Origin of the sequence: Limoniibacter endophyticus (assembly GCF_014652835.1) — a bacterium.
Lineage (GTDB): Bacteria > Pseudomonadota > Alphaproteobacteria > Rhizobiales > Rhizobiaceae > Limoniibacter > Limoniibacter endophyticus.
Genome location: NZ_BMZO01000007.1, coordinates 190,606 through 204,257 on the forward strand (window position 1 = coordinate 190,606; position 13,652 = coordinate 204,257).

Annotated in this window: 13 protein-coding genes; 3 read left to right on the top strand and 10 right to left on the bottom strand. The window is 51.0% G+C overall.

Going from position 1 to position 13,652, the window contains the following annotated elements:
* Positions 1 to 315: a chorismate mutase gene (locus IE151_RS11700; protein ID WP_189490315.1), complete on the top strand. Its 315-nt coding sequence runs from the start codon at positions 1 to 3 to the stop codon at positions 313 to 315.
* Between the two features lie 50 nt (positions 316 to 365).
* Complete coding sequence (rpsP, locus tag IE151_RS11705; RefSeq protein WP_189490317.1) at positions 366 to 740, top strand: 30S ribosomal protein S16; 375 nt, start codon at positions 366 to 368, stop codon at positions 738 to 740.
* A gap of 40 nt (positions 741 to 780) precedes the next feature.
* Here the strand turns inward: rpsP and IE151_RS11710 are convergent, their stop codons facing one another.
* The 10 genes from IE151_RS11710 to hemE all read right to left on the bottom strand — a co-directional run bounded on the left by IE151_RS11710 (position 781) and on the right by hemE (position 12,332).
* Positions 781 to 1,722, bottom strand: coding sequence for a response regulator (locus IE151_RS11710; protein WP_189490320.1), 942 nt, complete (start codon positions 1,720 to 1,722; stop codon positions 781 to 783).
* Positions 1,723 to 1,798: 76 nt separating this feature from the next.
* A complete protein-coding gene (locus IE151_RS11715) occupies positions 1,799 to 3,778 on the bottom strand; it encodes an ATP-binding protein (protein ID WP_189490322.1) in 1,980 nt (659 codons plus the stop codon).
* 54 nt (positions 3,779 to 3,832) lie between these two features.
* Positions 3,833 to 4,699: a ParB/RepB/Spo0J family partition protein gene (locus IE151_RS11720; RefSeq protein WP_189490324.1), complete on the bottom strand. Its 867-nt coding sequence runs from the start codon at positions 4,697 to 4,699 to the stop codon at positions 3,833 to 3,835.
* A gap of 16 nt (positions 4,700 to 4,715) precedes the next feature.
* A complete protein-coding gene (locus IE151_RS11725) occupies positions 4,716 to 5,528 on the bottom strand; it encodes a ParA family protein (protein ID WP_189490326.1) in 813 nt (270 codons plus the stop codon).
* A complete protein-coding gene (gene rsmG / locus IE151_RS11730; RefSeq protein ID WP_189490328.1) occupies positions 5,518 to 6,177 on the bottom strand; it encodes a 16S rRNA (guanine(527)-N(7))-methyltransferase RsmG in 660 nt (219 codons plus the stop codon). Before rsmG ends, IE151_RS11725 begins: the two co-directional genes overlap by 11 nt.
* On the bottom strand, positions 6,174 to 8,027 hold the full coding sequence (gene mnmG, locus IE151_RS11735) for a tRNA uridine-5-carboxymethylaminomethyl(34) synthesis enzyme MnmG (RefSeq protein WP_189490330.1): 1,854 nt from the start codon (positions 8,025 to 8,027) through the stop codon (positions 6,174 to 6,176). Before mnmG ends, rsmG begins: the two co-directional genes overlap by 4 nt.
* Positions 8,028 to 8,116: 89 nt before the next feature.
* Positions 8,117 to 9,412 (bottom strand): tRNA uridine-5-carboxymethylaminomethyl(34) synthesis GTPase MnmE, encoded by a 1,296-nt coding sequence (mnmE, locus tag IE151_RS11740; RefSeq protein WP_189490332.1) that lies wholly within the window; start codon positions 9,410 to 9,412, stop codon positions 8,117 to 8,119.
* Between the two features lie 65 nt (positions 9,413 to 9,477).
* Positions 9,478 to 10,743, bottom strand: a complete 1,266-nt coding sequence (rho, locus tag IE151_RS11745; protein WP_189490333.1) for a transcription termination factor Rho — start codon at positions 10,741 to 10,743, stop codon at positions 9,478 to 9,480.
* A 141-nt stretch (positions 10,744 to 10,884) separates the two neighbouring features.
* Entirely contained in the window at positions 10,885 to 11,379 is a 495-nt protein-coding gene (gene hemJ, locus IE151_RS11750) for a protoporphyrinogen oxidase HemJ (RefSeq protein WP_189490335.1), read from the bottom strand.
* On the bottom strand, positions 11,376 to 12,332 hold the full coding sequence (gene hemE / locus IE151_RS11755) for a uroporphyrinogen decarboxylase (RefSeq protein WP_244636726.1): 957 nt from the start codon (positions 12,330 to 12,332) through the stop codon (positions 11,376 to 11,378). The genes hemJ and hemE overlap by 4 nt, the downstream gene beginning before the upstream one ends.
* 466 nt (positions 12,333 to 12,798) lie before the next feature.
* Between hemE and IE151_RS11760 the strand changes: the two genes are divergently transcribed.
* Complete coding sequence (locus IE151_RS11760) at positions 12,799 to 13,623, top strand: pyruvate, water dikinase regulatory protein (protein WP_189490492.1); 825 nt, start codon at positions 12,799 to 12,801, stop codon at positions 13,621 to 13,623.
* Positions 13,624 to 13,652 lie beyond the last annotated feature (29 nt).

Consider the following 13,652-nt stretch of genomic DNA (forward strand, 5'->3'; position numbering starts at 1 on the left):
ATGTCTGATCAGGCAATCAAGCAACTTCTGGAGCTACGGGCGTCGATCGATAATATCGATGCAGCTCTGGTGAATATACTTGCGGAACGCTTTCGTTGCACCAAAGCAGTCGGTGTTCTCAAGGCCAACTACAACCTACCTCCCGCCGATCCGGAGCGGGAAAAAAAGCAAATCGAGAGACTACGCAGACTTGCAAATGAAGCGCAGCTCGATCCAGATTTCGCGGAGAAGTTTTTAAATTTCATTATTCGCGAAGTGATCCGACACCATGAGGCGATTGCAGCCTCTGCGAATACGGATAATCAAACGGCCTAGTAGCCAATCCGCAGACAGACATCTGCGTTCACTATCTAAAGGAAGAAAAAATGGCACTGAAAATTCGTCTTGCCCGCCGCGGTTCCAAGAAGCGCCCGTTCTATCACATCGTCGTTGCTGACGTCCGTGCGCCCCGCGACGGCCGCTTCATTGAAGAAGTTGGTTCGTGGAACCCAATGCTGGCCAAGGATGCCCAACGCGTCGTGTTGAACGAAGAACGCATCAACCACTGGATCGGTAAGGGTGCATTGCCGACCGACCGCGTCCTTCGTTTCCTGGACCAAGCCGGCATTCAGAAGCGTGACACGCGTAACAACCCGACGAAGGGTGAACCGGGCACCAAGGCCAAGGAACGTCTGGCTGCGGCCGAACAAGCCAAAAAGGATGCGGAAGCTGCCGCCGCGGAAGCCGCCTCCGCCGAATAAGATGTGACTTTGAAAGCTGGCACATCTTATTTGCCAGCTTTCATGACTTCGGGTCACCCAGAAGCTTATCGAGGTTCATCAGGTAGTCCGTGATGAGTTGTTCCGCCTTGGCGGTGACCCGTACATATTGACGCCGCCCGTCCTTCGGGTCGTCCCAACGCGTCACAAGTCTTGCCTCCTCCAGATCATCCAGCCGTCGCGATGCCGTCGAAATTGGTACGCCGGAGGCGATATAAAGACTGGAGACGGAAACTTCCTTCTCGAGCAAATTGTTTTCCATCAAGTCAAGCAACATCTGCCATGCAGGGTCTGAGAACAGACGCTCCTTAAAGAAGCGGGGCCTCAACTCGCGAAAGCGCAAGAGCTCCAGTATCCTCTTTTTTGACATTTGCTGAGGAATGTCCGGCTTTGGTGGATTTGCTCGATTTTCCAGGTGAGCGGTCGGTTGCGAAGGACTATAGACGCATTTCAAAGTACTGACGTCCCTCCTCAAAAGCGAGGTAACGAGATCCGATTCCTGCATCAACTGGTCGAGCTTTTCTTTGTTTCTGTCCAGGGCGGCTAACATGAGCCGGTATTTTGATGCACGCTCATGCGCTTTCTCTACTGCCGCAATCAAATCCGATCGATGAACAGGCTTTGAAAGAAAGTCAACGGCGTCCAATCTCATCGCGGTTACGGCGTTATCCAGTGAAGGATGGCCGGTAATAAGCAAGCTCTGTAACCAAGCCCGATCAGCGAAACGGGCTTTCATGTTCTGTAACATCTCAAGTCCGTCTGCGCCTGGCATTCGTATGTCTGAAACGACAACATTAATCGAAGGCGTCGTCTCCAGGACGTTCAGAGCGGAAGCAGCAGAGGTTGCAGAAGCACAGACGAACCCGCTATCTTGCAATGATGTCGTCATGACACTTACGAGTGCCTCTTCGTCATCTACAAGTAGAACGGATTCTTTTTTCTCACTGTTGGTTCTAGTTTCCATGTAATCAACATAATTTTCAATATTTAAGGGTCTATTCTTTGAATTCTTAAATTACCAACTGCCCTATATTTTGCCGCTATGCGGCAGGTAAAATCAGCAAAAATTTTCCTCCATGATCTGTTTCACAATACGACAAGCTACCGTTCATTTCTTTTGCCATTCCATAGCTCATGGAAAGACCCAAACCCATCCCCTGCCCCGTGGCCTTTGTAGAGAAGAACGGCTCGAACATTCGAGTACGTATATGTACCGGAACGCCCGGACCGTCGTCGGCGACGCTGATCAGCACGGTCTGTCGGTCTAACGATAACTCCGCAGATACGACGATAGACGAGGGATGGGCGCGGCTTGCATAAGTAACGATCGCGTCCCGGGCATTGACGAGCAGATTGAGCACGATCTGCTCGGCCAATGTCTGGTTCGCCAGCAGCTTTGGTTCCGGGTGAGAGAGAACGCACCGGACATTAATCTCATCCAATACAAGTTGATTTCTGAGGAAGAGCAGCGCACCCTGAATGATGGAGGACGCATGAATGGGCTCCACCTTGCCGTCCGTGCGGCGGCCGAAAACGCGCATATGCTTTACGATCGTAGACGCACGTTCAAGTTGCTGGGCAATAAGATCAAGCGAACTGTCTATAAATTCGACCGCTGTCACGCCCTCTTGCAAGCGGCTGCGAACGTTCTCCACGGCAAGCGTCATTGCCCCAAGCGGCTGGTTGATTTCATGAGCCAGACCTGTTGCCATCTCCCCGAGAGTCACAAGTTTCTCCGACTGGCGCAAGGCAAACTCGCGTTCCTTCAGTTCCGTTAAATCGAAGCCGACCGCAATATAATGCGAAACCACGCCCTCGGGACTTCGTAGGCTCGTAACGGTCCACGAAATGTGACGCGCCTTCCCTTGTTGGTCCATGATGTGTGCCTGCTCGGTAATTGGAAGCGAAACGTGCTCCACGCTTTGTGAAATCCCTAGCGTGGTTAGAAAATCGATAAGATCGACAACATGGTACAGGCTGTTGAACAGAGTCCGGAACTGGGCATTAGTAACAACAACCTCACCAACATTATTCGTTGCGGCGATCAGAACCGAACTCGTCTCAAGGATGTTTTGGAGAAAGATCTTATCCCGATGTTCCTGCTCCCGTGCATTGTGCAGGTCCAGCAACTTAAGGCGCCGGGCGAGGTGGTTTCGTAGGAAAACGTCACCTACACCAATGCCACACAAGAGCAGGAACAGAATGCCGCCAAGCCACATCATTTGCAGCTTAAATATCTGCTCGAGATCCTGAATGGACTGATGCGCGCTGATCTTCAACGGATACGGCGCCAACGGCTCCTCAACCACCTGTTTCATTGTATCGGCGACCCCGCGTCGAGCGATAGAAATTATAGCGCTTTCCTTCATGTCCCCCGGCGCGGCGGCTGCGGCCCGAATGACATTGTCCTCGCCGACCAATGAAACCTCTGCATTGCTCTCACCCCCAAGGCCATTGTGAAAGCCTTGGAATACTTCCATATTAACTTTGATGATGACAGAGTGCTGGCCGACCGCCCCTGTGCGCGGGCGATAAATAAAGTCCATGAAGAATACATCACCTCCCGATGAGTTGTGCTTCTCCACGGGTCCGACAGAGATTTCCTCCTCAAAGGTCTCTCGTAGCCACAGAAATGAAAACGGGTGCGGTTCCAATGCCGGCCCTTCCCAATCTGATCCTTTGGCAACGACAATCTCTCCGCTCGCGTTAACGACGAATATGGATTGAAGCATCGGCAGCGCTTTCGCGTATGTGATGAGGAGAGCTTCAACAGCCGCGGGGTCATCACCGGAATCTGCATGTTGCGCAGCTGTTTTTGTCAGTACATCGACAGTTGCAAGAATCCGTCTGGAATGAGCGGCAAAAGCTTTGACGATCGTTACGAGATTATCTTGTCTCGTATTGTACCGCGCATCAAATTCGTCTCTGCTCACATGGTGTGCGACCAGAGCGACAAAGACCAGAAAAATGGTCGCACACAATCGATAGGCGACAGTAATGCCGCGGGAAATGGATCGCACAATGATTTCTCAAAAAGATATAAGTATAAGTAAAATAAAATATAATGAAACGTCTTATTGTTGCAATCTTCTGCAAAGGTCGTCGAGTTGGTCAAGCGTCTTATAGATAATTTTCAGATCTCCACCTTTTTCTCTATGAGAAATTTGAACCTTCAAGCCAATTACATCGGTTAATATTTTCTCAAGCGCCAGCGTATCTGCATCTTTTTCGGCGGGCGCAGATTTTTTACTCGGTTCAACAAGTGGAGCTTGCGCGAGCGCCTCGGCCTGGCGAACAGAAAGACCGTTCGCAATGATCTTTTCCGCAAGCGCCGACGGGTTATCGGCTGTTATCAACGTTCGCGCGTGTCCGGCAGAGAGCTGACCAGTAGTGAGCAGCTCCTGGACCTCGTCAGGTAGCTTCAACAGTCGCAACGTATTAGCAACATGGCTTCGGCTTTTCCCAATTACATTTCCGAGATCTGACTGGGTATAATTATGCTCATCAATAAGCTGCTGATAACCCAGCGCCTCTTCAAGTGGGTTAAGATCCGCCCGTTGGACGTTTTCAATAATTGCCAGCTCAAGTGCGACACGATCGTCGACATCCCGCACGATGATGGGAATATGACGTAAACCTGCCTTCTGCGCTGCACGCCAGCGACGCTCGCCCGCGATAATCTCGTAATAAGAGCCATTATCGCGAGGCCTCACAACCACGGGCTGCATTATTCCGTGCTCTGTGACCGAATGTGCAAGATCCGCCAGATCTGCTTCATCAAACTTCCGACGCGGGTTCTTCGGATTTGCTCGAACGAGCTCTATATCAACCTGACCGTCGGCGCGTACGGACTCGCTTTTCTCAACAACAGGCTTATCGATTTCCCCAATCAACGCAGCGAGGCCACGGCCTAGCCGCTTCTTTGAAAAATCTTCATTCATAGCATCTCTCCCGCGCTCATGCTGCCTGCCGTTGCCTGCGTTCACGTTGAATGACCTCCGACGCAAGCTGGAGGTACGCTTGACTTCCGGAACATTTGAAATCGTATAGAATTGCCGGCTTCCCGTGCGAGGGTGCCTCAGAAATTCTCACATTACGAGGAATTACGGTTTGATAAACTCTATCGCCCATATGCGCGCGGACGTCAGCAACAACCTGATTGGCCAGATTGTTGCGGCCATCATACATCGTAAGAACAATCCCCTGGATAACCAGAGCCGGATTGATGGTATTCTTTATCTGCTCAACCGTGTGTAGAAGCTGACTCAGACCTTCCAACGCAAAAAATTCGCACTGCAGCGGCACCAAGACGGAATCTGCTGCAGCCATGGAGTTTAAGGTAAGGAGATTAAGTGATGGCGGGCAGTCGATGAGAACATAATTGAAATTACAATTCATCTCATCAGACAGCTCGAGCGCGTGTTTTAGACGGACTACACGATCAGAAGCGCCCGAGATTTCCATCTCTACCCCAAGAAGATCCAGCGTGGAGGGTACTATCCAGAGTCCTGGCACTGCCGTCTCTATAGCTGCTTGCTGGATGGTACTCTCACCCAGTAATACCTCGTAAGAAGAAAGCTTTCTCTGCCGCCGATCAATACCCAGGCCCGTGCTCGCATTTCCCTGCGGATCAAGATCAACAATCAGCACTTTTTCGCCGATGGCTGCCAAAGCAGTTGCCAGGTTTATCGCGGTGGTTGTTTTCCCCACGCCGCCCTTCTGATTGGCAACAGTGATGACCCGCGGAAAACTACGTAAGCTAGCTGCCATTTGATCCCCCTGCGCCCTCGCAATTACGGACGTTCGATAGAAGAAGAGCAACGCTTTCTTCGTTCGTTACACTTTGGTGTTGTATCAGATCGAATCGCCAGTTTTGACGGCTTTTTTCTATTTCAGAACGATATTCACGACCTTTAAGAAAAAGGGCGGATGCGCCCGCCTTCAACCAAGGTGAGGACAGTTCTAAAAGTACATCAAGCGGTGCTAAAGCCCTAGCAGTTACCATGTCCACGCGAGGTATTTTTTCGTAAGTGTCTTCAATCCGGTGGGGGAAAACAACTGCATTGACGCCAAGAGCACTGGCCGAAAGCGTCAGAAAGCTGGCCTTTTTCCTGTTCGACTCGATAAAATAAAATTCTCTATCGCTGTTCTGCGCGGAGAGTATGCTTAGAATCAGCCCAGGGAAACCGCCGCCCGTACCGAGGTCGACAACTTTCATGGCTCCTGAAATGTGCGGATAAAGCTGTGCGCTATCCACAATATGCCGATCCCATAAGGCATTGACCGTAGACGGGGCGACAAGGTTGATACTTCTGTTCCAATGTTTAAAAAGCTCTTCAAACTTGACCAAGCGCGCAAAGGTTTCACGTGAAACAGGACCTGCGGCTTCTTCGAGAGTTTTCAACTTTTGGTCGCTCATACAACTTCCAAACGTTTAATCCGCGTGAAGATAATGGCCATAGCAGCCGGTGTCATACCTTCGATCTTTTGCGCTTCAGCAATTGATCGCGGTTTACGCGCTTCCAACTTATCCTTAAGCTCATTCGACAAACCCGGTATATTCCAATCTACCTCAGCCGGAATTAATCGCTGTTCTTCCTGTCTCAACAATTGAGCATCGGTTTGCTGCTTTTCCAGATAGTTCGCATACAACGCATGGACCTCGAGAGCCCTACGAGCAGCAGCTGAGAGATCTGATAGCTCAGGCCAGATGGGCAAAAGATCATCAAGTGCAATATCGGGGTAGCCTAAAAAGTCGATCGCCGTGCGTCGGGCTCCATCCTGGTTCACATTCAACCCGCGTTGCAGCGCCTGGGATGAGGTGAGCTGGAGCGACGATGCCAGGATAATTGCGTCATCTATCTCCCTTTGACGCAACGAGAACCTCGACATCCTTTCTGCACCAACCATGCCAAGGTCAGATGCAACGGGTGTAAGTCGTTCATCCGCATTATCGGCCCGCAAGGAAATGCGAAATTCTGCGCGTGACGTAAACATTCGGTAAGGCTCGGACACGCCTCTCGTGGTAATGTCGTCAATCATCACCCCTATATACGCCTGGGAGCGGCTGAGGACGAACTCGCTCTGCTGTCCGCTATAACGGCTAGCATTTATACCGGCGATTAATCCTTGAGCTCCAGCCTCTTCATAGCCTGTCGTCCCGTTGATCTGCCCCGCCAGAAACAGACCGCCGACACGTTTGGTCTGAAGAGTCGCATCGAGCTCCCGTGGATCTACATGGTCATACTCGATTGCGTATGCCGGTTGAAGCACCTCTACGTCTTCCAACCCTGGGATGGTTCGTAAAAACTCGCTTTGTACTTCCTCTGGAAGGGACGTGGATATTCCATTCGGGTAGATGGTCTCGTCAGACAGGCCTTCAGGTTCCAAGAATATTTGATGGCCATCACGGTCGCCAAAGCGTACGATTTTGTCTTCAATAGAGGGACAGTACCGAGGTCCAACGCCCTTAATTTCGCCCGAGTACATCGCCGACAGATGCAAATTTTCTCGGATTATGCGGTGTGTGTTGGCGGTGGTTCTTGTAATAGCACATTCAATCTGAGGAAGTGTGACGGCATCAGTCATTAAGGAGAATGGGACAGGGTCCTTATCCGCGCTCTGGAGATCGAGCATATCCCAATGAATTGACTTTCTAGCTAAACGTGGCGGCGTACCGGTTTTTAGCCGACCAAGCGAGAAACCATGTCTCAGCAGTGAGTCCGATAAGGAGATAGAAGCCTTATCACCCATCCGGCCAGCGGGAAACCTTCGGTCTCCGATATGGATCACCCCCCTGAGAAACGTACCCGTTGTGATAACAACAGCTGGGCAGCGAATGATCTCCCCGTCCGCCAAAGTGACACCGCAAACATGATTTGCGGCATCCACATCAATTGAAGCGACCTCGTTTTCGATTACCTGGAGCGCTTCATGTTCCGCTAAAATATCTTTAACGGCGCGACTATAAAGAACTCTATCTGCTTGCGTTCGAGGGCCTTGAACCGCCGGACCCTTTTTCTTGTTCAACATCCGAAATTGAATGCCCGATCGATCCGCTGCTCTAGCCATCACGCCATCGAATGCATCAATTTCCCGGACCAGCTGACCCTTGCCTATTCCACCGATGGCAGGGTTACAGGACATAACGCCGATCTTTTCTTTCGACATGGTTACAAGTGCCGTTCGTGCACCTGTTCGCGCTGAAGCAGCAGCAGCTTCAGTGCCTGCGTGGCCACCACCAATCACTAAAACGTCGAATTTTCTCATAATGGTCCACAGAATGTTTCACGTGAAACCACGGCAGATACCACAGAATATGTTTCACGTGAATCCAAAAATACTCTGTTTCACGTGAATCATTTCCCTATGCAAAAGCTAGAGAATATGTGCCCTAGTAAGTCTTCGACATCGATCGCACCCGTAATCCGACCCAGAGCATTTGAGGCGTGGCGAAGTTCTTCCGCCTGAATTTCCAGGGACGTCTCCTTTGAGAAGCGCGTTAGATGGGCCGCGCCAAGTAAAAGGTAGTCGACGTGCCTTTGTCGGCTTGGCACAACGTCAGAGAAGTTTCCCACGGCGTTACGCGCCCGCTCGCCTATCATAGTCAAGAGATGATCCAGATTCTCCCCGGTTTTGATGGAGATAGACGTGTCACCAAGACCCTCTACTCCTCTCAGGTCTATTTTGGTCGAAATTCTGATGCAGTCCTTTGCCTCAATTGCGGAGGCCAGCTCGAAATTTTCCGAGTCTGATAGAAGCAACACTAGGTCGGCTAAGGCTATCTGTTCTTTAGCCCTAATTATGCCGAGGGCCTCTACGTGGCCCGCATCCTCCCTTATCCCGGCAGTATCGGATATAACGCATTTGATCCCGTCGATATCCATACTTACCTGGATTACGTCACGCGTGGTGCCCGCCTCTTCACTGACTATCGCAACTTCGCGCTGGCAAAGAGTGTTTAGAAGGCTCGACTTTCCAACGTTAGGCTCACCTACAAGGACGATCTTGAACCCATCTCGGACAATTTCGCTACGATGTGCTTGAGCAACATGGCCTTCGATTTCCTTTAGAAGCCTTTCCATATCCTCTCTAACATTAGAAGACACAGAACCCGGCACATCTCCTTCGTCTGAAAAATCGAGTTCGGCTTCGATCATCGCCCGCGCATGGAGCATTCTTTGTCTCCATTGCGAGTAGATGATCTTTTGCGCGCCCGACGTATTGATCACTGCCTGAACACGCTGTGCTTCCGTTTCTGCATCGATAAGATCCTTTAGTGCCTCGGCACCCGTGAGATCCATCTTTCCATTAAGGAATGCTCGTTTGGAAAATTCGCCTGGTTCTGCCATGCGAGTCCCAGGAATGGCACCCAGAACCTTCAAGGCCGCTGCAATAACAGCCTTGCTCCCATGCAGGTGGAACTCGGCGCTATCCTCGCCGGTAAAGCTACGTGGCCCAGGAAAAAAGCAACATAGACCATGGTCGAGTGTGTTGCCTTTCAAGTCGGTAAACCGTCCGTAAACGAGCATCCGTTCTCCGACCGGACGGGAGAAAAGCTGTTGGATAATAGATGAACAATCCTTGCCGGTGAGCCTGATCACTGCAACGCCGGACGGCAACGAGCCACTGGACAGGGCAAATATCGTATCCATTCGTTTTCCTTACGAAAAAAGGTGAGCATTTGCCCACCTTTTTCATTTCGTTCCCGAATCGAAAGTTAAGTGTTCATTGAATCGAAGAATTCGCCATTATTCTTGGTCTGCTTCAATTTATCGATCAAGAATTCGATCGCATCGGTAGTTCCCATCGGGGACAATATCCTACGCAGCACAAAGACCTTCTGCAGGTCCTGACGGCCGACCAGAAGGTCTTCCTTGCGCGTACCGGATTTGAGAATGTCCATGGATGGGAAGATACGCTTATCGGCAACTTTTCGATCCAAAACAACTTCCGAGTTGCCTGTACCCTTGAACTCTTCGAAGATCACCTCATCCATGCGGCTGCCGGTATCGATAAGTGCGGTTGCGATAATAGTAAGCGATCCACCCTCTTCAATGTTTCTTGCGGCGCCAAAAAAGCGCTTTGGTCTTTGCAGGGCATTGGCGTCAACACCGCCGGTCAGAACCTTGCCGGATGAGGGAACCACCGTATTATAAGCGCGTCCAAGGCGTGTGATCGAATCCAGCAAAATGACTACGTCGCGTCCATGCTCCACGAGGCGCTTTGCCTTTTCGATAACCATCTCGGCAACCTGCACGTGGCGAACGGCGGGTTCATCGAAAGTCGAAGAGACGACCTCGCCTTTTACCGACCGCTGCATATCCGTCACCTCTTCCGGACGTTCGTCAATGAGAAGAACGATAAGATAACATTCCGGATGATTGGTGGTGATCGAGTGGGCGATGTTCTGGAGCAGAACCGTCTTACCCGTTCGAGGAGGTGCAACGATCAATGCGCGCTGACCCTTCCCGAGTGGTGCGACAAGATCAATTACGCGAGCAGATAAGTCCTTTGTCGTCGGATTATCGATCTCCATCTTCAACCGCTCGTTCGGGTAAAGCGGCGTCAAATTATCGAAGTGAATTTTGTGCCGGATCTTGTCTGGATCTTCGAAGTTGATCGTATTGACCTTCAAGAGGGCAAAATAACGTTCGCCTTCTTTCGGACTGCGGATAGGGCCCTCGACCGTATCCCCCGTTTTGAGGGAAAAACGTCGAATTTGCGACGGCGAAATGTAGATGTCGTCGGGACCTGGCAAATAGTTCGCATTAGCCGAGCGGAGAAAGCCGAATCCGTCTTGGAGAACTTCCACAACGCCTTCGCCGATAATTTCCACGTCCTGCTCTGCAAGTTTTTTCAAGATGGAGAACATAAGCTCCTGCTTTCGCATAACAGAAGCGTTCTCGACCTCGAGCGACTCGGCAAAGGCAACCAGATCGGTTGGCTTTTTGCTTTTAAGTTCCTGGAGTTTCATTTCCTGCATAGATGAGGACTCTGAATAAGAAGATTTTGGAGATGTTGCGGCGACGCTGAAACAACATGATTGGCGTGCAAGCATATAAGGAGGGAGTCGCTCTTTAGCGCTACAATCAGCGCCGTACAAGATGCAGACTAGCCACTTATATCAGAATGGCTTTACGACGACAAGGACGACAATCAGGATCATCAGCAATGTTGGAATCTCGTTCACGATCCGCCAGTAACGTTGCGACCTGGTATTTTCATCGCGGCCAAATCTCGCCACAGCTCCAGCGAGATAACCGTGAAGCGCAGATAAAAGAAGAACGAGCGTTATCTTCAGATGCAGCCAGCCGCCTTGAAAGGCAAATCCGTGCCAAGCAAGCCACAATCCGAAACCCCAGGCTGCCATCATGGCCGGATCGATGATCGCCTTCAAAAGCCGGCGTTCCATGGTCTTGAACAGCCCTGACGCTTCTGAACCTTCCGCGATCGCGCTATGATAGACGAATAGTCGAGGGAGATACAACATTCCCGCCATCCAGGCTATGACCGCGACAATGTGTCCTGATTTCACATAGAGATAAAGGCCGGCCGGAAGCGAAAAAAGAAATGCAACGAAAAGGAGGACCGCGACGGGCTGAAGAATTCTCTTACTCATCCTCTTACCCGTCTGATCATTGCCTCAACGTGCTCGATTGGCGTCGCAGGCAATATGCCATGGCCAAGGTTGAAGACAAAGGGACTACCTGACAATTTCGACATGATGGCGTCAATGCCGCGCTCCAAGGCACTCCCGCCAGCGAGAAGACGCAGCGGATCAAGATTCCCCTGGACACATCCCTGATTCGCCAAATGCTTTGCCCGGTTTGGAGGCACTGTCCAGTCCAAACCCAAGGCCGTTACGCCCGTCTTTTCTCGGTAATGTTCCAAAAATTCCGATGCTCCTTTTGGAAATCCTATGATTGGAATATCGGGAAACTTTTCTCTGACCTTGGTCACGATATGACGAACTGGCTCAACACATGCGAGAGCAAAGCTTTCCTCATCGAGTACTCCCGACCATGAATCGAATATCTGCAACACCTCAGCGCCAGCTTCGGCCTGGCGAATGAGATATTCCGCTGACCGCTCGGAGAGAATGCGCATCAAATCCTCAAACGCTTCTCTGTGCTGGTATAAAAACAAGCGTCCAGGTGCCTGATCTGGGGTACCATGACCAGCGATCATGTACGTGGCAACCGTCCAGGGCGCTCCGCAGAAGCCTATTAATGCGGTTTCTGCTGGAAGGGAGTTAGAAAGACGCGATACGGTTTCATAAACCGGCTGAAGTCGATCATGAAATCCTGCTCTGTCGAGGCTACAAATATCGGCAGCAGTGATTGGCTCCAGTAGAGGCCCCCGTCCTTCCTCGAAGCGAAGGTCTCGTCCCAGGGCGTAGGGCACTACCAGAATATCGGAAAAGAGTATGGCGGCATCGAAATTGAAGCGCCTTATTGGTTGAAGCGTAACTTCCTCAGCCAACTCCGGTGAGAAGCACAGATCCAGAAAGCTTCCTGCAGTTTCTCTCGTCGCTCTGTATTCAGGCAGATATCGACCTGCCTGACGCATCATCCATAGGGGGGGCGTGTCTAGGACTTCGCCTGAGAGTGCTCGAAGGAGCTTCTTTCTAGGTCCATGTTGCTCTGGTTTCTCCACAGAGGCCCTCCTTAAAATTTCTATAGATTCTGAATCTTTTGATTCTTAGACTCTGTTAGTTTCGGGAATTGGCTCTTTTGCACAGACGCGCTGAAAAAACGAAGCTTCTTTTCGCCGCAGGATAATGTAGATGCTGTTTAAAACTCCGTGGACGGTTCTCGAAAGAGCGAAATCTATCAGGGCGTTAAGGTTTGGATCAAAAGCCCTTCCGTCGTTCCGATCTTGGGGATAGACAGATTTCTACGCGCAATTTTCCACATTGGGTATCCAATGCTGACAGTACAAGAGTTTGGGGAAAACGACGTGCTTATCCAGACGCCTTTTTAGCGGAGGCGTTTATCTGGTCCTTTGTCCACACTAACGCACGGCTTCAAGAATGGTTGTGAATAATCCTCAAAGTTTCTTCCATTTGCATCTGATTTCCGACGCAACCGGCGAGACTCTCCTTGCTGCGGGGCGAGCGGTCTCAGCGCAGTACAAGAATGCTCGTGCCATCGAACATATCTATCCTTTGGTTAGAAACGAGAAGCAGCTCGAAAAGGTATTTGAGGAAATCGAGCAGGAACCGGGTATCATACTCTACACAACCGTTGACCAGGAACTCGCCAAAAGCATCGATGAGCACTGTCTGAAGATGGGATTGCCGACTGTGTCCCTGCTGGAGCCGGTTTTGACGGTCTTTCAATCTTACTTGGGCACGCCCGCCGGACGCCACGTGGGCGCGCAGCATGTGCTCGATACTCATTACTTTAAGCGCATCGATGCACTTAATTTCACGATGGAGCATGATGACGGACAACTGGCCGAGGAAGTGGATGACGCCGATATAGTTCTTGTAGGCATTTCACGCACGTCGAAGACGCCAACGAGCATCTATCTCGCTAACCGTGGGGTAAAGACCGCGAATATTCCACTCGTTCCAGGGGTACCTATCCCGCAATCGGTTCTGGATGCCAAGCGGCCGCTGATCGTGGGATTGATCGCTTCGGCAGAACGAATCTCGCAAATCCGTCAGAACCGCATCTTGGCGCCCGACATGAATTCGCGCCATCTGGAAAGCTATGTTGACCGCAGCGCCATTGTTGAGGAACTGGCCTATGCGCGTCAGCTCTGTACGCGACAAGGGTGGCCGATCATCGACGTGTCCCGGCGTTCGATAGAAGAAACAGCGGCCGCGATCCTTGCTTTGCGTTCACGCCACCGCTGAGGCACATTATCTCCCTCACACGGAAAGAC